The sequence below is a fragment of the Mitsuaria sp. CC2 genome (assembly GCF_048957715.1).
In the GTDB taxonomy this organism is placed as follows: Bacteria; Pseudomonadota; Gammaproteobacteria; order Burkholderiales; family Burkholderiaceae_C; genus Roseateles.
The window spans coordinates 67,040-90,006 of record NZ_JARVXN010000013.1 but is presented as its reverse complement, the minus strand read 5'-3'; the positions used below and the strand labels follow the sequence as shown (position 1 = coordinate 90,006).

General features: G+C 68.4%; 18 protein-coding genes and 1 tRNA gene. 12 read left to right on the top strand and 7 right to left on the bottom strand.

What is annotated here, in order from left to right:
• The first annotated feature begins 29 nt into the window (after positions 1-29).
• The 6 genes from PV762_RS08115 to PV762_RS08090 all read left to right on the top strand — a co-directional run bounded on the left by PV762_RS08115 (position 30) and on the right by PV762_RS08090 (position 9,142).
• Entirely contained in the window at positions 30-1,331 is a 1,302-nt protein-coding gene (locus tag PV762_RS08115; protein WP_421034531.1) for a hemolysin family protein, read from the top strand.
• Positions 1,328-2,071 carry a SapC family protein gene (locus PV762_RS08110; protein ID WP_421034530.1) on the top strand — a complete coding sequence of 248 codons (744 nt, stop codon included), beginning with the start codon at positions 1,328-1,330 and terminating at the stop codon, positions 2,069-2,071. Before PV762_RS08115 ends, PV762_RS08110 begins: the two co-directional genes overlap by 4 nt.
• Positions 2,072-2,221: 150 nt before the next feature.
• On the top strand, positions 2,222-3,601 hold the full coding sequence (locus PV762_RS08105) for a lyase family protein (protein WP_421034529.1): 1,380 nt from the start codon (positions 2,222-2,224) through the stop codon (positions 3,599-3,601).
• 473 nt (positions 3,602-4,074) lie between these two features.
• A complete protein-coding gene (locus tag PV762_RS08100; protein WP_421034528.1) occupies positions 4,075-4,815 on the top strand; it encodes an N-acyl amino acid synthase FeeM domain-containing protein in 741 nt (246 codons plus the stop codon).
• 205 nt (positions 4,816-5,020) lie between these two features.
• On the top strand, positions 5,021-6,988 hold the full coding sequence (locus PV762_RS08095) for a hypothetical protein (protein WP_421034527.1): 1,968 nt from the start codon (positions 5,021-5,023) through the stop codon (positions 6,986-6,988).
• A gap of 141 nt (positions 6,989-7,129) precedes the next feature.
• Positions 7,130-9,142: a hypothetical protein gene (locus PV762_RS08090; RefSeq protein WP_421034526.1), complete on the top strand. Its 2,013-nt coding sequence runs from the start codon at positions 7,130-7,132 to the stop codon at positions 9,140-9,142.
• Here the strand turns inward: PV762_RS08090 and egtD are convergent.
• Together egtD and PV762_RS08080 are read right to left on the bottom strand one after the other, a co-directional pair.
• Positions 9,124-10,038 (bottom strand): L-histidine N(alpha)-methyltransferase, encoded by a 915-nt coding sequence (gene egtD, locus PV762_RS08085; RefSeq protein ID WP_421034525.1) that lies wholly within the window; start codon positions 10,036-10,038, stop codon positions 9,124-9,126. The two genes, PV762_RS08090 and egtD, sit on opposite strands and share 19 nt — an antisense overlap.
• Positions 10,035-11,345: an ergothioneine biosynthesis protein EgtB gene (locus tag PV762_RS08080; RefSeq protein ID WP_421034524.1), complete on the bottom strand. Its 1,311-nt coding sequence runs from the start codon at positions 11,343-11,345 to the stop codon at positions 10,035-10,037. The genes egtD and PV762_RS08080 overlap by 4 nt, the downstream gene beginning before the upstream one ends.
• A gap of 281 nt (positions 11,346-11,626) precedes the next feature.
• On the opposite strand from PV762_RS08080, the gene PV762_RS08075 reads away from it, so the two are divergent.
• On the top strand, positions 11,627-12,505 hold the full coding sequence (locus tag PV762_RS08075) for a LuxR C-terminal-related transcriptional regulator (RefSeq protein ID WP_421034523.1): 879 nt from the start codon (positions 11,627-11,629) through the stop codon (positions 12,503-12,505).
• On the opposite strand, the gene PV762_RS08070 is transcribed toward PV762_RS08075, so the two are convergent.
• Together PV762_RS08070 and PV762_RS08065 are read right to left on the bottom strand one after the other, a co-directional pair.
• Positions 12,477-12,866, bottom strand: a complete 390-nt coding sequence (locus PV762_RS08070) for a VanZ family protein (protein WP_421034522.1) — start codon at positions 12,864-12,866, stop codon at positions 12,477-12,479. The two genes, PV762_RS08075 and PV762_RS08070, sit on opposite strands and share 29 nt — an antisense overlap.
• A gap of 72 nt (positions 12,867-12,938) precedes the next feature.
• The gene (locus PV762_RS08065; protein ID WP_421034521.1) at positions 12,939-13,736 is read right to left on the bottom strand and encodes a siderophore-interacting protein; all 798 of its coding nucleotides are present in this window, start codon (positions 13,734-13,736) and stop codon (positions 12,939-12,941) included.
• 58 nt (positions 13,737-13,794) lie between these two features.
• Between PV762_RS08065 and PV762_RS08060 the strand changes: the two genes are divergently transcribed.
• From PV762_RS08060 to PV762_RS08045, 4 genes are all read left to right on the top strand, one after another.
• Entirely contained in the window at positions 13,795-14,250 is a 456-nt protein-coding gene (locus PV762_RS08060; RefSeq protein WP_421034520.1) for a MarR family winged helix-turn-helix transcriptional regulator, read from the top strand.
• Between the two features lie 95 nt (positions 14,251-14,345).
• Positions 14,346-14,421 (top strand) — tRNA-Thr (locus tag PV762_RS08055).
• Between the two features lie 96 nt (positions 14,422-14,517).
• Positions 14,518-15,882, top strand: a complete 1,365-nt coding sequence (locus tag PV762_RS08050; protein WP_421034519.1) for an alanine racemase — start codon at positions 14,518-14,520, stop codon at positions 15,880-15,882.
• Between the two features lie 30 nt (positions 15,883-15,912).
• Positions 15,913-17,277: a DUF2130 domain-containing protein gene (locus tag PV762_RS08045; protein ID WP_421034518.1), complete on the top strand. Its 1,365-nt coding sequence runs from the start codon at positions 15,913-15,915 to the stop codon at positions 17,275-17,277.
• A 107-nt stretch (positions 17,278-17,384) separates the two neighbouring features.
• Here PV762_RS08045 and PV762_RS08040 read toward each other — a convergent pair whose 3' ends face one another.
• From PV762_RS08040 to prfB, 3 genes are all read right to left on the bottom strand, one after another.
• Complete coding sequence (locus PV762_RS08040) at positions 17,385-18,404, bottom strand: class 1 fructose-bisphosphatase (RefSeq protein ID WP_421034517.1); 1,020 nt, start codon at positions 18,402-18,404, stop codon at positions 17,385-17,387.
• On the bottom strand, positions 18,401-21,193 hold the full coding sequence (gene pepN / locus PV762_RS08035; protein ID WP_421034516.1) for an aminopeptidase N: 2,793 nt from the start codon (positions 21,191-21,193) through the stop codon (positions 18,401-18,403). Before pepN ends, PV762_RS08040 begins: the two co-directional genes overlap by 4 nt.
• A 74-nt stretch (positions 21,194-21,267) precedes the next feature.
• A protein-coding gene (prfB, locus tag PV762_RS08030) for a peptide chain release factor 2 (RefSeq protein WP_421034515.1) occupies positions 21,268-22,372 on the bottom strand; the annotation gives its coding sequence in 2 pieces (ribosomal slippage) (positions 21,268-22,290 and positions 22,292-22,372; 1,104 coding nt in all).
• Positions 22,373-22,471: 99 nt separating this feature from the next.
• Between prfB and PV762_RS08025 the strand changes: the two genes are divergently transcribed.
• Positions 22,472-22,861, top strand: coding sequence for a DUF4212 domain-containing protein (locus PV762_RS08025; RefSeq protein ID WP_421034514.1), 390 nt, complete (start codon positions 22,472-22,474; stop codon positions 22,859-22,861).
• Positions 22,862-22,967 lie beyond the last annotated feature (106 nt).

The following is a 22,967-nucleotide window of genomic DNA, read 5'->3' as shown; positions in this document are numbered from 1 at the left end:
TCGGGGTTAGTACCCGGTCCGCGCTGTCAATGGATACCGCCCTAGTTCTCTTCCTGATCCTGCTCAACGGTTTGTTCGCCATGTCGGAGATGGCCCTCACGGCGTCCCGCAAGGCACGCTTGCAAGTGATGGTGGAGAGCGGGGAGGGCGGCGCGCAGGCCGCCATGGACCTGCATGAGAACCCCACGAAATTCCTGTCCACGGTTCAGATCGGTATCACGTCCATCGGCGTGCTCAACGGCATCGTCGGCGAAGCCGCCTTCTCCGGTCCGCTGGCCGACGTGCTGCGTGCCAGCACGCCGCTGAGTTCCCGCGCCGCCGACATCACCGCCACCGGCCTGGTCGTGCTGGTGCTGACCTTCGTGACCATCATCTTCGGCGAACTGGTGCCCAAGCGCCTGGGTCAGATGTACCCGGAGAACGTCGCACGCCTCGTCGCGCCGCCGATGGAGATCATGTCCCTGGTGACGCGGCCCTTCGTCAAGCTGCTGAGCTTCTGCACCGAGTTCACGCTGAAGCTGCTCGGCATGGGCGGCCGCGCCAACCGCGCGGTGACGGAAGAGGAGATCGCCGCCAGCCTCGAGGAAGGCCGGGACGCCGGCGTGATCGAAGAACACGAGCACCAGATGGTGCGCAACGTGTTCCGCCTGGACGAGCGCCAGATCGGCTCGATGATGATCCCGCGCGCCGAGATCGCGTGGCTGGACATCAGCGACCGCCCCGACCAGATGCTGCAGATCCTGCGCGCGCACGGCTACAGCCGCTACCCGGTCTGCCGCGGCGGGCTGCACGACGTGGTCGGCACGGTCAGCGCGCAGAATCTGCTGGCGCGCTCGCTGGCCGGCGAATCGATGGATCTGTCGACCGGCCTGGAACCGCCGGTCTTCGTGCCCGAGACGCTGTCCGGCATGGAGCTGCTCGCGCACATGCGCGGCGCGGAAACGCCGCTGGTGTTCGTCGTCGACGAATACGGCGAAGTGCAGGGCGTCGTCGCGATGCGCGACGTCCTGGAAGCCATCGCGGGCGAGTTCAACTCGTCCGACGGCGAGGACGCCTGGGCGGTCCAGCGCGAGGACGGCAGCTGGCTGATGGACGGCCTGATCCCCGTCACCGAGTTGAAGGACCGTCTGGATCTGAAGGAACTGCCCGAGGAGGATCGTGGGCGCTACAACACCCTGGCCGGCATGGTGATGCTGCTGCTGGGGCGCTTGCCGCGCACGGCCGACGTGGCGGAGTGGGACGCGTGGAGATTCGAGGTGGTCGACCTCGACGGCAAGCGTGTGGACAAGGTGCTGGTCTCGCGACTGGCGGACGATGGAGTGAATCAATGAGCAACCCCCCGATGTACGAGAACCTGGTCCCCGTGGACCGGGTGCAGCACAAAAACACACGCATGAAGGTCGGCGCGCCGGTGCTGGACCGCGTGACGCAGCTGAATTCGCTGTTCGTCGCCGTGGCGGAATTCGCCGACGCCAGCCTCGAATACCCCGTGGTGTTCGTGCGTGTGGGCCAGGCCGCCGACGGCCAGCGTCCGGCGGTCGCGCCGCTGGCCGTGTTCGGCCTGCGCCAGGGCAGCAACCTGTTCATCAAGGACGGCCAGTGGACCGGCCGCTACGTGCCCGCGTACATCCGCCGCTGGCCCTTCGCGATGGCCCGCATCGAGGAGAGCGCCACCGACATGGCGCTGTGCCTGGACATGGGCTCCGGCGCCTTCTCCGAGACCGACGGCGAACCGCTGTTCAAGGCGGACGGCGAAGCTTCCGAGTTCCTGCTGAACGCCAAGCAGTTCTGCGAGGACTTCGAGCGAGAGGCCGAGCGCACCCGCCAGGCCTGCGAACTGCTGCAGGACCTGGACCTGCTGCAGGACATGCGCTTCGAGGCGCAACTGCCCAGCGGCGAGAAGCTCGACGTGGACGGCTTCCTGACCATCAATGAGAAGGCCCTGGCCGAACTGCCCGACGCCAAGATCGTCGAGCTGCACCGCAACGGCCTGCTGGAAGTCATCACGATGCATCGCCTGTCGCTGCGCCTGATGAGCCGCCTCGCCCAGATGTACGTGCCGGCCAACTGAGCCTGACCCTGGCGTCGGCCTCCCGGAAAGGCTCCTGGATGAGGAGCCTCCGGCGGGCGATCACCGGCTGAGACAAACCCCAAGCGGGTTTGCTTGAGTACGGCGTACGCGGGAGCCTCGATAGCATCGGCAGTCCTTAAAGGACGTTGGATGCTGTTCGAGGCTTTTCTGTCTTCCACCGCGATGGAATCGGTGTTCTCGCCGACCGCGGTGGTCCAGTCGATGATGGACGTGGAGGCCGCGCTCGCCCGCGCCGCGGCCCGGGTGGGATTGATCCCGGCGCCGGCCGCGCAGGCGATCGCCAGTCTGTGCCGCGCCGAGCTCTACGACGTGCCGGCCCTGATCGCCGCCGGGCCGCAGAGCGGCAACCTCGCGCAGCCGGTCGTGCAGCGCCTGCGCGAGACGGTCGCTCTGTTCGACCCCGCCGCGGCGGCCTATGTGCATCGGGGCGCTTCGGCGCAGGACCTCATCGACACCGCGATGGTGCTGCGCAGCCGTGAGGCGCTGCGCCTGATCGACGACGACCTGCAGCAACTCTGCGGCAGGCTGCTGGATCTCGCCGAAGCTCACGCCGCCGTGCCCATGCTGGGCCGCACGATGATGCAGCCGGCCCAGGTGATCAGCCTGCGCTTCAAGCTCATGAACTGGCTGATGCCGCTGCTGCGCAGCGCCGAGCGCCTGCGGGAGCAGGGGCGCGACTCGCTGCTGCTGCAGCTCGGCGGCGCGGTCGGCACTTTGGACGCGATGGGCGACCGCGCCGACGACATGCTGGCGGCCGTCGCCGCCGAGCTGTCGCTGCCGCGGCCCGACATGTGCTGGCACACGCAGCGCGACCGCTGGCTGCGCCTGGGGTTGGAAGTCGGTCTGCTCTGCGGCAATCTCGGCAAGCTGGCGCAGGATTTCGCGTTGATGGCGCAGGCCGAGGTCGACGAACTCAACGAACCGCCGGGCGAGGGCCTGGTCGCCTGCCTGTCGATGCCGCACAAGAAGAATCCCGTCGCGGCCCTGCAGGCGATGGCGGCGGTGCAGCGCGCGCCTCAGCGCGTCGCCGGCCTGATGGGATGCATGACGCCCGAGCACGAGCGAGGGCTGGGCCAGCATCAGGCGGAACTGGCCGAATGGAGCGGCCTGATGCGCGGCGCGCATGCGGCGGTCCAGGCGCTCAACCGCGCGTTGGCCCAGCCTGTCATCCGCGTCGACCGGATGCGGGCGCACGTGCTCGAGAGACAGGGGCTGGTGGCCAGCGAACGCCTGGAGCACCTGCTGATGCCGCGCCTGGGACGGCAGCGCACCGGCGCGATGATCCGCGACCTGATCCACCGCGTGCGGCAGGGCGAGGGCTCGCTGCCTCAGCTGCTGCGCACGGCGCTCGATGTCGGCGAACTGCCGCCGAATTCGATTTCGCAAAGCGAACTTGAAGCCATGTTCGACCTCGACGCCATCGCCGCGCAGGCGGACAGACGCGTCGATCCGCTCATGGCCGAGGCGCGTCAGCGTCTGGATTCGCTCGCCGCGCAACCCTGCGCGTGACTTGTTTCACGACCTGCCGATCGACGCAACGCGATACGAACTTGTTGGTCGATTAGCGGACGATCGGCTTGGGAAACGACAAATATCCCCAGATCCTGTATGGATTTCAGCAAAAAAGTGGGGTGATGTGTCCCCTGAATTCGGCATTTGAACCGCACGCATATGGTTACATCTGCAACAAGTATCCCGTCGGGAGACGGGATGCCGCAGGGCGGGAATTCAGGGAAATACATGTTGCGGCGAGGCACTGCGTCGCGTTCTTCGAGCATGCCCGTCATGTAACCGAATTCCCTCAAATGCGGGGTTTTGGCTTGGCGGGGGATTGACCCCTGTTCGAACCCGGGACAGACCCGTAAGACGAGGGTCGCATTTGTTAACTATCGTAGCGGCCTGCAGTAATTACTTTGAGTGGGCCATAGACTCGCCCTTGATAACGAAGCAGTCTGGAGTTGGGAATGAGCGACGAATCTCGCATGTCGAACATTGAATTGGAAGCGCCCGCAAGCCCCTTGCAGGCGCTGCAGTCCATTGGTTCGGAGATCTCGTTTCTCCGCTCCGATTCGGTGGAGCTCGTTTCCCGCGATACGGAGTTTGGCCGCATTGAGATCCGTGCGCTGATGGACGGCGCCGGCCATGCGCTGCTGGAGCGTCGGTACGCGTCACGCGGTTACCGCCTGAGCCGTTCGGCGGACGTGACGCTGGGTGCCTATTTCGAGGGCCGCCTGGTGTCCACGTTGGGGTTGCGGCGTGATGGCGGCAACCTGGCCGCGGACCAGAGCTTCCCGGCCGAGATGGCCGGCATGCGCCGCCAAGGCTGGCAGTTGTGCGAATTCACCCGGCTGGCCGCCGACCCCGACGGCCCGTCGAAGCTGGTCCTGGCCAGCCTGTTCCATCTGGCCTATCTGCACGCGGCGCACCACTGGGGTGCCGAATTCCTGGTGATCGAGGTCAATCCCCGTCACAAGGCCTTCTACCGCCGCATGCTGGACTTCCAGCCGCATGGCGAGGAACGGCTGCACCGCAGCGTGGGCGCCCCGGCGGTGCTGATGAGCCTGTCGCTGGCCTACGGCGCCACGCAGGTCAGGAAGTACGGCGGCTCGCTGAACGAGGACGGGGAGACCCGCTCGCGCACGCTGTTCCCCTACTTCTTCGCGACGAAGGACGAACCCGCGCTGCTGGAGAAGCTCGCGGACGTGTACGGCTACGACGCGTGAGCGTCTGACTGATCGAAGTCAGTCAACAGTGGTGGGCGCGCGAACGCTGGCCACAGCGTCCAGCAGCCCCTGGGTCACCCCGGTCCTGTGCGCGAACTGTTCGCGAAGGGGTGTTCATGTCTGCACCGTTGATTCGCAGATCGATCAAACTTTGCAGCGAATCGAACCGACCGCAATTCGTAATGTGATCGCCTGAAGCCGCTATGTGGCGGCCGAGAAAGGTCATCACATGCCGATCAGAAGTTGGCCCGCATCGGCGCATCTGGAGCGCCCAGACTTGCAGCCGCCGCAGACTCCGGGCACCTCGCACGCGCATGCGCGCGACATCGCGGCGCTGCGAGAGCAACTCGAATCGCTTGAACGCCACCATGGCCCCGAGCGGCATGCGAGGAGGCTGGCGTGGCTGCAGTCCCTGGACCGACGACTGGGGGCGGCCGATCTGCCGCCGTCGGCTCGCGAAACACTGCGCGCGGAGTTGCACGTTCTCGAACTGGAAGTTTCCGCGGAGCGCCGCACGATGACACCCTCGGCGCGTGTGCGCCGCCTGATCAAGCGGCCAGCGTTGCCCGACGCCAGGCGGAAGGACGATTTGCTCGCAGCCCGGCAGCAGCTCGCGATTGCGCTGATGAAGCAATTGGATCGGGGCGGCGACCTCGTCGAGGCCGTGGGGACTCATCTGGACCATGCGTTCTCCGAAGAGCCACCTGCGCACGAGGCGATACTCGATGCGCTGGACGCGGCGCGCCATCTGGAGGACACCGGGCTGAGGGACGTCGCACGGCGCGTGTGCGCGAACCTGGCGGAAGCGGCCCAGGAGGCGCAGAAGGCAGTCCCCGCTTCCTCGGCCCCGCGCGAAGCTCCCCGAATGCCGAACGATGTCCTGGTGCATCTCGCCGCCGTGGCGGGCGAGGTGGCGAAGCGACACCCCGACGACGCCGCATTGAAGCATCTGACCGGCGAACTCAAGCGACTGTTCATGTCGCACGGTTCTTCAACGGAGAGGGTCAGGGCATTGGCGGCCAAGGCGGCCGGCCGCCTGGAGCAGCTCCGGGAGCATCGAGCTTCGGAGCAGTGCTTCCGCCTCGCCCAGCAGATGCCGATGCGCCCCCAGCAAGGAGAGGCGACGGCGCACAACCGCCAGCAGTTGCACGACAACCTCTATGGCCGCGTTTTCGACAGCCGGTTCGCGCAACAGCTCGTCGACGCCACGCCGGCTGCCGTGCTGGCGGCCGCCAGTGCGATGGCCGACGCTTATGCGGAGCGGCTCGACCGGGAAGACCCGGCGCACGCAGAAACCGCGCATGCCGTGCGCAAGGCGCTCATCGACGACCCACGCCCCTGGCTTGATCGGGTGCCGGGGCTGAAGCCCTTCCTGGCTGCGACTGATGCCCGGGAGGCTCGCCGTGCGTTCGTCCACTACTTGCGCAGTCCGGTGGCCGACGGCCCGGATGCCGTGGCTCGTACGCTCCTGCTGATTCGCGCCGGCGTCGCTCGCAAGGACATGGCGATCAAGGCCCAGCGGCCGGACGACATCCCCCGCTTCCTCCAGAAGTCGGATGAACCGTACGGTCGCGTGGCGTTTCAGGCGACGCGGCGGGAAATGGTTGCGAAGGAGCGTGCGGTCCAGGTGCAGGGCACCGGGATCACGCTGCGGCATCAGCCGATGGCGATCGACGACCCGCAGCTGCGCCCCGCTGTGCGGCCAATGGACCGCCAGCGAGTCGGCAACGACAAACTGGTGCCCGGCGCCACCTACTTTGCCCCGGCTGTCAACTTGCAGCACGACCGCGCACTGCCCTTTGCCGTCGGTGTTTCAGGGACGACCAACGGGCTCATGCACTTGTTCGCCGAGATGCGCGACAGCGGTGAAGTCAGCGGCGTCGCGGCGAGGGATTTTCTCCTCGCCATCGGCATGACGTTGACCTACGACGGCGGGCATTCCCTGCATGAGACTCTCTGGACGGCCAACATGCTGGACAAGGAACTCGGCCTGGAACTCCAACTGAGCGACGGGACGCAGGCTCCGACGAAGTTCGTTTCCGACTATGGTGCCCTCGTCGAGAGTTTCCCGTCCGACACCAGAGACCGCTTGCGTGTGGCCATGGACAAGGCCTGGGCCGGCACGCAGGACTACCTGCGCCAGCACAGCCACTTCGCCCGAACCGCGGCATGACTTGCCGCATCGGAAGTTGCTGTGATGCGAACCCGCATGGCACATGGATGTCGATGTTGCGCTGTCTGAGCCGCTGCCGGCCATGAGCTTGTCGGTCCGAGGGCTCCCCCTCCCGCCGGTCATCGACCGACACTTTGTCGCATGACACCGCCGCCGGCGGTGCGTGCGAAGGTGTGTGTCGTGATCGATCAGACGGGTGCCATTTTCCAGCGCGGCGAGTGCCGCGGTCTTGCCGCCGAGGAACCGCCGGAGACACCAGGCGGCGCCGGCGTCGGCGGGATGGGTGCGGACCTCACGGCGGTCGCCGCGGGTTTGCGGCAACTCGGCCCCGTGGTGCCTGAGGCGAGCCGGGCGGCCGGCCGGGCCTGGTTGGCCTCGCTGTCGAGGCGCCTGAACGCGCCGGCGGCGCCTCGATGGCGTGCGGCGCAGCAGGCTGAACTCCGCATGATGGACGCGCACATCCGGCAGGCGCGGGCGGTCGCGGGTCTGGCCGAACCGGCCCCCGACGCATTGCTGATCGCGCGCAAGGCGTTTGCCGAGGCCCTGATCGATGCCGTGGGCCACGACGGCCCTCCGGCGGCGTCGTGGTCGTCCACGCTGGGCCGCTGGATGGCCGACGACCCGCCCGCGCTGACGGCGGCGCTGAACGCGCTCGATGCGGCGCGGCATCTCCCGTGCGGGAGGCACCGCGCCAGCGCCTCCGTCGTCTGCGCGGCGCTGGCGGACTTCGCCAGGGACGGCCAGCGGTCGGCCAGGTGCGCGGACATGCCGGGCGACCTGCCGCGCACGCCGCTGGATCTCCTCGTGCATCTGTCCGCGCTGATCGAGCGGGTGCGCCGCGTGCAGCCGGCCGATCTCCGGCTGACGGCGCTCAGCCAACGGGCGGCGCGCCTGTTCCTGAGCCATCGGATGTCGATGGAGCGTGTGCCAGGGCTGCTTCGCGATGTCTTGCAAGGGATGGTGGCGATGCGACCGACCCAGCCCGCCGACCAGCGGGTGCTGGCGTCGGCGATCACCGAAACGACGCGACTGCTGACGGACATGTCCGCCTGGTTCGACGATGCGGGCTTCGAGCGCGGTCGGCTGCACGACAACCCCCACGGACGCGCCTTCGACAGCCTCCTGGCTCAGGCCCTGATCCGCAGGCCCCCGGAGCCCGTGATGGCGGCGGTCGCGACGATGTGCGCCGGCTTCCGGCGCGAGCTGCACGAGGATCCGCTCGCCGGCGCGGCCTGTCTGGACCTGTGCAAGGACTGGCGGCACGACCCGCGGGGCTGGATGGCCGCGGCCCCGGGGGTGCCGTCGCTGCTCGACGACCAGGACGGCGCCCCCGCCGCACTGCGCAGGGTGCTCGCCTACCTGGATCGTCCGATGGAGCGGGGTGCGGACCGCGGCCTGGAGGTGGTCGCCCGGGTCTACCTGCTCGTGTACCTGTCGGTGGCGCGGGGGCGGGTGGCGACGCGGCTGGGACTTCCGGGCGCTCTACCGGCTTACCTGGGTGCCAGCGCCGACCGGATGCTCGACCTGATCCTTCCGCTGCGCACGCGCGAGCCCGACAGCGGCCCGCAGGGCAAGGCGCGCGGCATCGGCATCACCCTGGCGCACCAGCCGCCCGCCGCGGAAGATCCCCGGTACCGGGCGGTCGAGCGTGCCGCATGGACCTGCCGACCGGGCGAGCCCCAGGCCGACGGCACCCGGAAGTTCTCGCCGGTGGCCGACGTCCAGCACCGGCGCGGTCAGCCCTTCGCCAGCGGGTTGTCCGGATGCACGTCGGTCCTGCTGCACCTGTTCGCGCATCTGCGCGACGAGGGCCTGCTGGCGCGCGATGTGCATGCCGCCGATGTGCTCCTCGCCGCGGCGATGACCTTGATCCACGACGGCGGTCATTCGCTGTTCGAGGTGTTCTGGGTCGGGGATCGGCTCAGCAGCCGTCTCGCGCCGACCCTGGGCGTCCCCCGCGTCGACCCGCGGGAGGATCGCAGCGTGGCCGTCTCGGATCTGAACCGGATCGCGGGCCTTTTCCAGCGGGAGACCGCGAGTGCCGTGCGGGAAGCGATGGCGGACGCCTGGCAGGGCACCATCGACTACTTCGAGCGGCATCACCCCCGGGGGAGCGAGGCTTCCCGCGACCGACGTCAAGCCTCCAGCCAGTGAAGGCTGAACCAGCGCTGATCGTCCGTCCAATGCGCCGAGGGCTTGAAGCCGGCCTCCCGCGCCAGCGCCTGGAAGCTCTCCACGCTGTACTTGTAGGAGTTCTCCGTGTGCAGGCTCTCGCCCGGCACCAGCGTGTAGCGGCGTCCCTGCAGCTGCAGGTGCTGCTCGCCGCGCGGCAGCAGGTGCATCTCGATGCGGTGCTTGCGCGGGTCGTAGAACGCGTAGTGGTCGAAGCCGGTCGGGTCGCACTCCAGCTTCAGCTCGCGTTGCGCGTGGCGCAGCAGGTTGAGGTTGAAGCGCGCCGTCACGCCTTGCGCGTCGTTGTAGGCCGCGTGCAGCCGCGCCGGCTCCTTGATGAGGTCCACGCCGATCAACAGCGCGCCGCCGTCCAGCTCCTCGCGCAGCAGGCGCAGGAACGCCAGCGCCTCGTCGGGATTGAAGTTGCCGATGCTGGAGCCCGGGAAGAAGCCCACGCGACGCCCGTCCGCCGGCGCGTCGGGCAGCACATGCATGCGGGTGAAATCCGCTACCACCGGGAGGATGCGCAGCGCGGGCTGCTCGCGCTGCAGCGACTCGCAGGCGGCCAGCAGGTGCGGGCCCGAGATGTCCACCGGGACGAAGCTGTGCAGCTGTTGCGCGCGCTCCAGCAGCAGGCGCACCTTCACCAGCGCGCCGGCGCCGTACTCGATCAGCTGCGCGCCGGGGCCCATGCGCGACGCGAACTCGGCGGCGTGCCGGCTCAGCAGCGCGAGTTCGGTGCGGGTCGGGTAGTACTCGGGCAGTTCGCAGATCTGCTCGAACAGCGCGGAGCCTTGTGCGTCGTAGAAGTACTTGGGCGAGATCGTGTGCTCGGGGCCGGCGAGCGCGGCGTGAAGGTCCTCGGCGAAACTGCTCATGCGGGGGTCTCCGTGCGCGGACGCGCATCCCGGGCCAGTCGAAGCCCGGTGAACTGCCAGCGCGCGGCCGGCGGGAAGAAGTTGCGGTAGGTCGGGCGCGTGTGGCCGGGCGGCGTCGCGAGGCTGCCGCCGCGGAGCACCAGCTGGCCGACCATGAACTTGCCGTTGTATTCGGAGGCCGCGCCTTCCAGCGGGCGGAATCCGGGATAGGGGTGGTAGGCGGAGCGGGTCCATTGCCACGCCTGGTCGGCGAGCTGGGCCATGCCGGGCAGCGCCGAGGCGGCCTCCCATTCCGGCTCGCTCGGCAGCCGCGCGCCGGCCCATTCGGCGAAGGCGGTGGCCTCGTAGAAGCTGAGTTGCATCACCGGCGCGGCGGGGTCCATCGGTCGCAGGCCGTGCAGGCCGAACACCGACCAGCGCGAGCCAGAGCCTGAGCCAGAGCCAGAGCCAGAGCCATCGGCGCTGTCGGCCCTGCCGGCATCGTCGCCGTCCGCCACCCAATACAGCGGCGCCTTCCAACCCTGCTGCTGCACCGTCGCCCAACCGTCCGACAGCCACCAGCGCGGCTCGCGGTAACCGCCGTCGTCGATGAAGCGCAGGAAGTCGCCGCAGGTCACCAGGCGGCTGGCGATCTCGAAGGGCTCAAGCCAGACGCGATGTCGCGGGCCTTCGTTGTCGAAGGCAAAACCTGTCTCCGCCGCGTTCCGCTGGTGGACGTCCCGGCCGATCTCGACGAGGCCGCCGTCATGGCGCAGCCACTCGCTCGTGCCGGCCGCGATCGGCGCAGGCGGCGCATCGATCAACGCCGGCCGCCAGGGGTGGCAGGACAGCAGGTGCAACGCGTCGGTCAACAGCAGTTCCTGGTGCTGCTGCTCGTGATGCAGGCCGAGTTCCAGCGTCGGCGCGATCGCTGCCCACACCGCGTCGGTGCAGCTGTCGATCAACTGCCGGATGTGCGAGTCGACATGGCGGCGGTAGGCGCGGACCTCGTCCAGCGACGGGCGCGTCAGCAGGCCCCGCTGGGGGCGCGGATGCCGCGGGCCGAGGCCCTCGTAATACGAGTTGAAGAGGAAGTGGAAAGACTCGTCCAGCGGCCGGTAGCCCGGCAGGTGCGGGCGCAGCAGCAGCGCCTCGAAGAACCAGCTGGTGTGGGCCTGATGCCATTTGGCCGGGCTCGCGTCCGGCATCGACTGCGCGGCCTGGTCCTCGGCGGACAGCGGCTCCGTCAACGTCAGCGTGTGACGCCGGACCGCTTCGAAACGGCGCGCGAGATCGCGCCGCGGCAGCGGCAGATCGTGATCCGACATGCAAGCAACTCCTGCGGCCCCGGGGAAGGAAGGGCCGGATGACAACGGTAGCCGATTTGCCGTCCCCACGCCCGGCGCGGGCCGCTCGGCGGGCCCGGGCGGGACGGCTCAACTGCCACCCGATGTCAGGTAGGGCAAGGCGGGTACCCGCGGCGAGGCGCCGGGAGGTCCGGTGAGGCGCCCGGCGACGGCAGGGCGATTCATCGCGGCGTCACGTCGCGCGGGCAGGCTGACGGCGAACCGGCTCACTGCCTTCTTCCATGCCCATGACGCCGCCCTCGATGTCTCCATCGCTGCCCCCCTTGCCGCATCCGGCCGCCGCACCGGTGGTGCCGCCGGCCGTGCTGCCCGCCGCCGGCCTTCCCCTGCACGGAGGACTCGGCGATGTGGACGGTCTGCCGCTGTCCTGGGTGCAGGACCGCGTGCTCGCCGAGCGTCTGCTGGAGGCGCTCTGGAGCGCGCGGCAGCCGGCCACCCCGGCGCAGTTCTTCGTCTGGAGCCAGAGCCGGCTGCAGCCGCTGCTGCCGCATCGGCTGATGGTCTGCGTGGGCGATCAGCCGACGTCGCCGCGGCTGGCCGCGCAGCTCTTCCACCTGAAGCCGATCGGCGATGTGCTGCACACGCAGCTCGAGTCGGCGGACCACGGCCTGTGGCTGCACCTGATCCGCCGCTGGGGCGATGGTCGGCGGCCGCTGCACGTCGACCTGGCGCGGGAGTCGGAGACGACGCTGTTCCAGCCGCTCCTGGAAGCGGGCCTGAGGGAAGTGGCGCTGCACGGCGTCGCCGCCGACGGCGAACGGCCGCAGAGCCTGTTCCTGTTCGCCGTCGAGGGTTGGGGCGACGACCATCTGCGTCGCCTGGACCTGCTGACGCCGGCGTTGCACGCGGCGTGGCGGCGGGCGCGGCTGCAGGTACGGGGGCAGGCCTTGCCGCGCCGCGCGGGCTCGCTGGTGACGCCGCGCGAGCAGCAGATCGTCGAGGGGCTGCGGGCCGGCCTGAGCAACGAGGGGATCGCGATCCAGCTGGGCATCAGCATGTTCACGGTCAAGAACCACGTGCGCAAGATCCTGCGCAAGCTGGGCGCGAACAACCGCGCCCAGGCGGTCGCGATCGCGATGTCGCGCCGGGACCTCAGCGAGCCGGAGTCGCCCGCGGCGTGAACAGGCGCAGTACCACCGCGTGCACGGCGACGCCGAGCACGGCGCCGATCATGTCGGCGAGCACGTCCTGCGCGTCGGCGTCCCGGCCGGGGATCTGCGACTGCACCAGTTCGATGCCCACGCCGTAGGCGAGCAGCATCGCCAGCACGAGCCAGCGGCGGCGCGGGCCGGCGAGCAGGCACTGCATGCCGATGAAGGCCAGCGTGCCGAAGGCGGTGAAGTGGTTGGCCTTGTCCCAGCCCAGGTCGGCGGCGGGCGGCGGATGCGGCGAGAACGCCAGCCAACTGGCGCCCAGGACCACCGCGAGGAAGAGCAGGCGCCAGGCGTTGCGCCAGCGCGGATCATGCAGGACTTCAGACATGCGGGGCAGTGTGCCACGCACGTGTGAAGCGAACGTGAGGCGGCGGCCGCTGCGCGCGGCCGTCATGCGGACTCACTCGAGGTTTTCGTGATGATGGCTCGCGCCGCGCTTCCAGTAGGCCGACGCGCGGATCGCGTGGCGGTCGTGGCCCTTGTCCTCGACGAGGAGGCGCCGCACCGCCGCCATCGCCGCGGCCTCGCCGGCGCACCAGGCGTAGCCCTCGCCGGACGGCAGGCTGAGCGCGCGGACGGCGGCCAGCAGCGCCTCGTCGCTGGCGACCCAGCGCAGGTCGAGCGCGGCCGGCGTGCTGAACGCGCGGCGGTCGCTCTCCGGCACGTTCAGCAACGCGATCACGCGCGTGCCTGCCGGCAGTTCCTCGAGACGACGCGCGACGGCGGGCAGGGCGGTTTCGTCGCCGACCAGCAGGTGCCAGGCGAAGTCGGTCGGAATGATGAAGGAGCCGCGCGGTCCGCCCACGGTCAGCGTGTGGCCTGGTTGCGCCTGCGCGGCCCAGGCCGCGGCGGGGCCGTCGCCGTGCTGGGCGAACTCGATGACCAGCTCGCGCGCCGCGTTGTCGAATCGGCGCGGCGTGTAGTCGCGCATGACGGGGGATCCGTCGGCCTCGGGTTCGAAGATCAGCTTCACGTGGTCGTCGAAGGAGGCGCTGACGAAGTCGACCAGTGACTCGCCGGTGAGCGTCACGCGGCGGAAGTTCGGCGTCACGTCGTCGACGCCGGTCACGGTCAGCTCGCGGCGCTTGAGTTCGTGACGCACGCGCTGGACGCGGCTCGCGGCGGGCTCGGTGGTTGGCGCCGCAGCGGTGGAGAGGGTGGAGGAAGCGGTGGGGGTGTTCAGCGGATCGGGCTTCATTGCCGGGGGACTCTATTTCGTTGACAATGTCATCCATCTTGCGACGAAACGATTGACAATGTCAACTAACACCACTGGCCGAAGGGGCAAGGACGAGGACGTGCTGGAGCTGGTGCATTCGGTGATGCATCGCTACCGTTCGCTGCAGTACCGCGTCCTGCGTGACGGTCCGCAGGACATCACGCACATGGAAGGCAAGGTGCTGTTCTTCTTCGACCGGCACCCGGACGCCACGCAGAGCGACCTCGCCCAGCACAGCGGCCGGGACAAGGCGCAGCTGGCGCGGCTGATCAAGACGCTGCGGGACAAGGGGCTGCTCGACGCGAAGACTGACGAGGTGGATCGTCGGCAGGTGCGCCTGAGCGTCAGCGAGGCGGGCATGACCGTGCAGCGCGAATTGAAGCGCCAGGCGAAGCAGGTGTCGGTGCAAGCCATGGCCGGCTTGAGCGCCGAGGAACAGGTGCAGTTGGCCGCGCTGCTCAAGCGCGTGCAGGCGAATCTGGGCGAGGAGTGAACCGGCTGCGACGTTGTCTTCGTGCGACGTAGGCACGGAAATTGTCGACGCCGAAAATCTGCGCTATAGTCACAGACTCTGTTGTTCGCGACAGCGCCGATGTAGCTCAGTTGGTAGAGCAGCGCATTCGTAATGCGAAGGTCGGGAGTTCGACTCTCTTCATCGGCACCAATCCAGAAAAGCCGCTTGGGATTTCCCAAGCGGCTTTTTCTTTGGCGGCGCGCTGCGCGTCACCGCCGCGCGCCGACGGTGGCAACATGGCGCGCCATGAGCCCACACGACCAAGACGATCAGCCCGGCCCCGCGCCGGTGACGCTCACGCTCGCCACCCTGGAGGCCGAGCCGTTGCCCGGCACGCTCAAGGGACTGCCTGCGATCGCTGAAGGCGTGCCGCTGGCCGGGCTGGGCGCGCTGGGGCTGTCGCTGCTGGCCGGCGACCTGCCGCTGCCCGCGGCGATCCTGAAGGACTCGGCGCTGACCCACAACGCCCGCTGGATGCGCGACTTCACCGCGCGCGCCGGCGTGAGCCTCGCGCCGCACGGCAAGACGACGATGGCACCGCAGCTGTTTCAGCGCCAGTTCGACGAAGGCGCCTGGGGCATGACGGCGGCGACCGCGGCGCATGTGCGCACCTACCGGCGCTTCGGCGTGCCGCGCGTGCTGCTCGCGAATCAGCTCGTCGGCAAGGCGGATCTGGAGCTCGTCTTCCGCGAGCTGGAAGCTTCCCCGGACTTCGACTTCTACCTGCTGGTCGATTCCGTCGCGGGCCTGGACCTGCTGCGCCGTGCTGCCGCGGAGCGCGGGCTGAAGCGCCCGCTGCAGGTGCTGCTGGAAGTCGGCACGCCGGGCGGCCGCACCGGCGTGCGCACGATGGACGAAGGCGTCGCGCTCGGTCGATTGATCCGCGACGCCGCGCCGGCGATCACGCTGCACGGCGTCGAGGCGTTCGAAGGCGTCTACAGCGGCGCGGACACGTCCCGCGTGGAGTTGGGCGCGCTGACGATGATCGAGACGGTGGCCACGCTGACGCGCGTCGGGTGCGCGGAGGGCTGGTTCGCCGCGGGCGAGGTGCTGCTGACGGCGGGCGGCTCGGCGTTCTTCGACATGGCGGCGAAGACGCTGGCGTCGGTCGAGGCTGCTGGCACCGGGCACACACTGCGCGTCGTGTTGCGCAGCGGCTGCTACCTCAGCCACGACAGCCTGCAGTACGAACGCATGCAGGACCGCATGCGGCAACGCGCCGGCGCGTCGTGGGGCGAAGGTCCCGGACTGCGCAACGCGATCGAGGTCTGGGCCCATGTGCAGTCGGTACCCGAGCCAGGCCGCGCGATCTGCACGGCGGGCCGGCGCGACCTCAGCTACGACGCCTGCCTGCCGCAGCCGCTGTGGTGGTACCGGCCGAGCCTGCACGATGCGCCGCGAGCGGTGCCGGCCGACTGGGCAGTCACAAAACTGAACGACCAGCATGCGTACGTCGATGCGGGTGCGGACGGCGGCGCGCTGCTGCTGCAGGTCGGCGACCTGATCGCCTTCGGCGTCGGTCACCCGTGCACGACCTTCGACAAATGGCCGCTGCTCTACACGGTCGACGACAGCTATCGCGTCACCGGCGGCGTGCGGACCTTCTTCTGAGACTTCCGAATCGACGGCGAGAATCCCGCCATGCATGACATCATCTGCCCGCACTGCGGCAAGGCTTTCAAGATCGACGAGGCGGGTTACGCCGACATCCTCAAGCAGGTGCGCGACACCGACTTCGAGAAGCAGCTGCACGAACGCCTCGCACTCGCCGAGCAGGACAAGCGCAACGCCGTGGAGCTGGCGCAGGCGAAGACCGCCGGCGAGCTGCAGAAGGCTGCCGCGCTCAAGGACGGCGAAATCCAGGAATTGAAGGCCAGACTCGACGCCGGCGAGGTGCAGCGCAAGCTCGCGGTGAGCGAAGCGCTCGCGGCGCTGGAGAAGCAGGCGCAGCAGTCCGCCGCGGCCAAGGACGCCGAGATCCAGAGCCTGAAGGCGAAGCTCGATGCGGCCGGCGTGACGCAGCAGCTGGCGATGTCGCAGGCCGTCGGCGCGGTGGAGAAGGAGCGCGACCAGCTGCGCAGCGGCCTCGAACGCGCGGCGCTGGAGAAGCAGCTCGCCGAGAAGTCGCTGAAAGACAAGTACGAGACGCAGATCAAGGACCGCGACGACGCCATCGAGCGGCTGCGCGACATGAAGGCGCGGCTGTCGACCAAGATGGTCGGCGAGACGCTCGAGCAGCATTGCGAGACCGAGTTCAACCGCATCCGCGCGACCGCGTTCCCGCGCGCCTACTTCGAGAAGGACAACGACGCGCGCTCAGGCAGCAAGGGCGACTACATCTTCCGCGACAGCGACGAGTCCGGCACCGAGATCGTCTCGATCATGTTCGAGATGAAGAACGAGAACGACCGCACCGCCACGAAGAACCGCAACGAGGATTTCCTCAAGGAGCTCGACAAGGACCGCGTCGAGAAGGGCTGCGAGTACGCGGTGCTGGTCTCGCTGCTGGAGCCCGAGAGCGAGCTCTACAACACTGGCATCGTCGACGTGTTCCACCGCTATCCGAAGATGTACGTCGTGCGGCCGCAGTTCTTCCTGCCGATGATCACGCTGCTGCGCAACGCGGCGATGAACTCGCTCAAGTACAAGAACGAGCTGGCGCTGGTGAAGGCGCAGAACATCGACATCACCAACTTCGAGACCCAGCTCGAAAGCTTCAAGTCGGCATTCGGGAAGAACTACGAACTGGCGTCGAGACGCTTCCAGACCGCGATCGACGAGATCGACAAGTCCATCGACCATCTGCAGAAGACGAAGGAGGCGCTGCTCGGCACCGATCGCAACCTGCGCCTGGCCAACGACAAGGCGCAGGACGTGACGATCAAGAAGCTGACCAAGGGCAATCCGACGATGGCCGGGAAGTTCGCCGAGCTCAGGAGCGACGACACGCCCGCAGCCGCCGATCGCGGCGGCGCGGACGACGGCGCCGAGGGCAGCCTGTTCTGACGCAGGCGCCGGGCGCCAGGGCGTCGTGATGCAAGAAGGCCGCTCATCGAGCGGCCTTCTTCATGGCGGACATGAGGACCCGGCGGATGCCGGATCGCGGCCTCACATCATTTGGCCTTGTCGGCCTCCAGGTGGTACTGCGTCACCCGCTCGACTTCGTGCTTCGAGCCCAGCACGACGGCGACGCGCTCGTGCAGCTTGCCCGGCTGCAGGTCCATGATGCGCTGGCGGCCGTTGGTCGCCGCGCCGCCGGCCTGCTCGACCAGGAAAGCCATCGGGTTGGCCTCGTACATGAGGCGCAGCTTGCCGGCCTTGTTGGGCTCGCGCTTGTCCCACGGGTACAGGAAGACACCGCCGCGCGTCAGGATGCGGTGCACGTCCGCCACCATCGACGCGATCCAGCGCATGTTGAAGTCCTTGCCGCGCGGACCCGTCGTGCCGGCCAGGCACTCGTCGATGTAGCGCTTCACCGGCTCGTCCCAGTGCCGCATGTTGGACATGTTGATCGCGAACTCCTTGGTGTCCGCGGGGATCTTCACGTCGTCGGCGGTCAGCACCCACGAGCCCTGCTCGCGGTCCAGCGTGAACATCGCCACGCCGTCGCCCACCGTCAGCACCAGCGTGGTCTGCGGTCCGTAGACGCAGTAGCCGGCCGCCGCCTGCGCGGTGCCGGGCTGGTGGAAGTCCTCCTCGCTGACGCCCTTGCTGCCCTCGACCTTCTTCAGCACCGAGAAGATGGTGCCGATCGACACGTTGACGTCGATGTTGCTCGAGCCGTCCAGCGGATCGAACATCAGCAGGTACTCGCCCTGCGGGAAACGGTTGGGCACCAGGTGGATGCTCTCCATCTCCTCCGAGGCCATCGCGGCCAGGTGGCCGCCCCACTCGTTGGCTTCGATCAGCACCTCGTTGGCGATGATGTCCAGCTTCTTCTGGACCTCGCCCTGCACGTTCTCGGACCCGGCCGTGCCCAGCACGTCGCCCAGCGCGCCCTTGTTGACGCTGATGGCGATCCGCTTGCAGGCCCGCGCGACCACCTCGATCAGCAGCCGCAGCTGCTGGGGGATGTGGCCGTGCAGCCGCTGCTGCTCGACGAGGTATTGGGTCAGGCTGACGCGTTGACTCATGAAAGGACTCCGATGGTTGCAAATCTCGTGCGCCGGGGAACGGCCCGGCGCGCGGACCGCTCGCCGGTCGCCGCTCCGGACGTCGATTCCGGGGCTGTGGCTTGCGTGTCGGAAGCCAGCGCGCGCTGGATGATCTCGCGCACGTCGTTGGACAGGTCCGGCTTGGCGGCGACGCGGGCGATGGCTTCGCGGGCGGCGCTTCGGTACGGCTGGGCCAGCGCGGTCCAGCGGTCCATCACGCGCGCCAGCCGGCCGGCGACCTGCGGGTTGATCGCGTCCAGCGCCAGCACCTGCTCCGCCCAGAAGACGTAGCCCGCCGCGTCGGCGCGGTGGAAGGCGGCCGGGTTGAACATCGCCAGCGAGAAGATCAGGCTGCGCGCGCGGTTCGGGTTCTTCAGCGTGAAGTCGGCATGCTTCATCAGCTGCTTGACCTTGGCGAAGGTCTTGCCGTCGCGCTCGGCCGCGCGACCCTGCAGCGCGAACCACTTGTCGATGACCAGCGCCTCGCCCTTGAACTGGGCGTGGAAGCGCGCGAGCGCGCTGTCGGCCAGCTCGGCGTGCGCGTTCACGAGCGCGGACAGCGCGCCCATGCGGTCGGTCATGTTGGTCGCGTCCTTGAAGCGCTGGTACGCGCGGCCCGGCCACACGCCGTCGCCGCCGCGGGTGGCATTCAGGACCAGCATCGCCAGGGACAGGTTCACCAGCGCGCGCTTGCCGCTCTGCACCGGGTCCGGGTTGTAGCCCGTCGTCACCTGATGGGCGTCGAAAGCCCAGGCCCAGTCGGCCTGCAGCGCCGAAGCCAGCTGCGTCTGCGCCGCTTCGACCGCGGCGTGGATGGCCTGCGGGTCGACGACGTCGAGCTGCTCGGCGATGTAGGCCTCGTCGGGCAGTTGCAGCGCCAGCGACTTGAAGGCGGGATCCAGCTCCGGATGGCGCAGCACCGCGCGCATCGCGTCGAGGTAGGCGGCGTCCAGCACCAGCGGCTGGCCCGAGCGCACCGCGCCCAGGATGCGGTTCAGCGCCAGGCGCTGGCTGGCTTCCCAGCGGTTGAAGGCGTCGCTGTCGTGCTGGAGCAGCACCAGCAGCTCGGCGTCGCCGAGGCCGTCGTCCAGCACCACCGGCGCGGAGAAGCCGCGCAGCAGCGACGGCACCGGCTCGGACGGCACGTTGACGAAGACGAAGGACTGCTCGGCCTGGTCCAGCACCAGCACGCGCTCCGTGTCGGTCGTGCCTGCGTCGCCGTCCTCGCCCTGCAGCATCAGCGGCAGCGCCTGGCCGTCGCGCGAGAGCAGGCCCAGGGAGACCGGGATCACCTGCAGCAGCTTGGCGGCCTGACCGGCAGCCGCGGCGCTCGATTGCGTCAGCGTCAGCGTCCAGGTCTGCGCGGCGGCGTCGTACACGCCGCGGGCCTGCAGGCGCGGCGTGCCGGCCTGCGCGTACCAGCGCTTGAAGGCGTCCAGGCGCGTCGTCAGCGGCGAGCCCGGGTTCGCGTCCGCGATCGCCTGCGCGAAGTCGTCGCAGGTCACGGCCTGGCCGTCATGGCGCTCGAAATACAAGGCCATGCCCTTGGCGAAGCCGTCGCGGCCGACCAGCGTCTGGTACATGCGGACGACTTCCGCGCCCTTCTCGTAGACGGTGGCGGTGTAGAAGTTGTTGATCTCGACGTACTCGTCGGGACGGACCGAATGGGCCATCGCGCCGGCATCCTCGGGGAACTGGCGGGCGCGCAGCGCGCGCACGTCTTCGATGCGGCAGACCGCGCGCGCGCTCGGCGTGGCGGCCATGTCCTGGCTGAACTCCTGGTCGCGGAAGACGGTCAGGCCTTCCTTGAGCGACAGCTGGAACCAGTCGCGGCAGGTGACGCGGTTGCCGGTCCAGTTGTGGAAATACTCGTGCGCGACGATGGACTCGATGCGGGCGAAGTCCGCGTCGGTCGCGGTGGCGGGGGAAGCCAGCAGCGCCGAGGTGTTGAAGATGTTCAACCCCTTGTTCTCCATCGCGCCCATGTTGAAGTCGGACACGCCGACGACCATGAAGCGCTCCAGATCCAGCGGCAGGTTGAAGCGCGCCTCGTCCCACACGACGGAGGCGATCAGCGAGTTCATCGCGTGTTCCGTCTTCTCCAGGTCGCCCTGGCGGACGTACACCTGCAGCAGATGGTCCTTGCCGCCGCGGGTGCGGATGCGCTGCTCGCGCGCGACCAGGTCGCCGGCGACCATCGCGAAGAGGTAGCTGGGCTTGGGGAAGGGGTCGTGCCACTTGGCCAGGTGTCGGCCGTTGTCCAGCTCGGCCGACTCGACCAGGTTGCCGTTGGACAGCAGCACCGGGAATCTGGCCTTGTCGGCGCGCATCGTCACCGTGTAGACCGCCATCACGTCGGGGCGGTCCAGGAAGTAGGTGATGCGGCGGAAGCCTTCTGCTTCGCACTGCGTGAAGAAGCTGCCGCCGGAGGTGTACAGGCCCGACAGCGTCGTGTTCTTCTCGGGGCAGCAGGTGTTGCGGATCTCGAGCGTGAAGTCGGCGTCGGGCACGTTGTCGATGATCAGCTCATGGCCTTCCTGGCGGAAGGACACGCTCTCGCCGTCGATCAGCACGCGCAGCAGGTTGAGTTCCTCGCCATGCAGGCGCAGGGGGCCGTGGGGCACCGCGGCGTTGCGTTCCAGGCGCATCTTGCTGGCGACCAGCGTCTTGACCGGATCGAGGTCGAAGCACAGGTCGACGGTGCGGATCCAGAAGATCGGCGCGACGTAATCGGCGCGGCGGATCAGGGTGGCAGTGCCTTCACGCATGGCGGGCTTCCTTGTAGGAATGAAGAAGCCCCGGGCCGGGGATCGAGCACCGGGGCATTTGTCTCTTGTTTTTCTTACACGCCCTGCTTCAGGGACGCGGTGATGAATGCGTCGAGGTCGCCGTCCAGCACCTTCTGGGTGTTGGAGATCTCGACGTTGGTGCGCAGGTCCTTGATGCGGCTCTGGTCCAGCACGTACGAGCGGATCTGGTGGCCCCAGCCCACGTCGGTCTTGCTGTCCTCGAGCTTCTGCTGTTCGGCCATGCGCTTCTTCATCTCATGGTCGTACAGGCGCGAGCGCAGGCGCTTCCAGGCGACGTCGCGGTTGCTGTGCTGGCTGCGGCCGTCCTGGCACTGGACGACGATGCCGGTCGGGATGTGGGTCAGGCGCACCGCCGAGTCGGTCTTGTTGATGTGCTGACCGCCCGCGCCGGACGCGCGGTAGGTGTCGGTGCGGACGTCCGACGGGTTGATGTCGATCTCGATCGAATCGTCCACTTCCGGATACACGAACAGCGAGGCGAAGCTGGTGTGGCGGCCGCCGGAGGAGTCGAACGGGCTCTTGCGCACCAGGCGGTGCACGCCCGATTCGGAACGCAGCAGGCCGAAGGCGTACTCGCCTTCCACCTTGATGGTGGCGCTCTTGATACCGGCGATCTCGTCGTCGGTCTGCTCTTCGACCTCGGCCTTGAAGCCCTTGCGCTCGCAATACTTCAGGTACTGTCGCAGCAGCATGCCGGCCCAGTCGCAGGCCTCGGTGCCGCCAGCGCCGGCCTGGATGTCCACGAAGCAGTTCAGCGGATCGGCCGGGTTGTTGAACATCCGGCGGAACTCGAGTTCCTCGACCTTCTCGGTCAGCTTGGCGGATTCGGCCTCGATGGTCTGGATGCCGGCGACGTCGTTGTCGTCCTTGGACATCTCGAAGAGCTCGAGGTTGTCGGTGATGTTGGACGTCAGGTAGTTGATCGTCTCGACGACCTGTTCCAGCGTACGCTTTTCCTTGCCGAGTTCCTGGGCCCGCTTGGGGTCGTTCCAGACGTTCGGGTTCTCCAGGGCGGCGTTGACTTCATTCAACCGCAGTGCTTTGCGGTCGTAGTCAAAGGTACCCCCTTAGCGCGTCGGTACGCGCTTGCAGATCGGTCAGCGTATTGCCGATCGCATTGATTTGTTCGATTTCCATGATTCGCTCGAAGCGTTCGAAGGGTGGAGCCCCCGACGAGGGGACCCGAAGCCGGGTATTTTCTCATGCTGAGGCGAACAGGCTCCCTAAGATGCCGGGATGCGCCAGAAACCGCCTGTCCCCGATGCGGGTTACCCGTCCGGTAACCCCGTCGGCACCCCCTCCGGCATGTTCCGCGCCCGGCGTCGCCGGGTGCGGCGCGGCAACTGGCGTCTGACGCTGACGCTGCTCGCGGTGTGGGCGCTGGTGACCTTCGGGGTGGCGTATTTCGCCCGGGCGCTCAGCTTCGATTTCTTCGGCTGGCCGTTCAGCTTCTGGGTAGGCTCGCAGGGAGCGCTGATCGTCTACGTCGCGATCGTCGTCATCTACGCAGTCGTCATGAATCGCCGGGAGGCGGCTGCCGGGGTGCAAGACCCGGCACCGCATTTCGACGAGGTGGAGGCTAAGCGCCCGGAGAAGGAGCGCTCCGGGCCGATCACCGGTTTCTGAAGGACCGCCCACCTGCTCGGTCTGGTGCGTTGGCCGCCGAGGTATGGGGCCCCAGCCGCAAGGGCTGAAACCCCACACCTCACCGTCCCCCACCACTGCCGTCCTT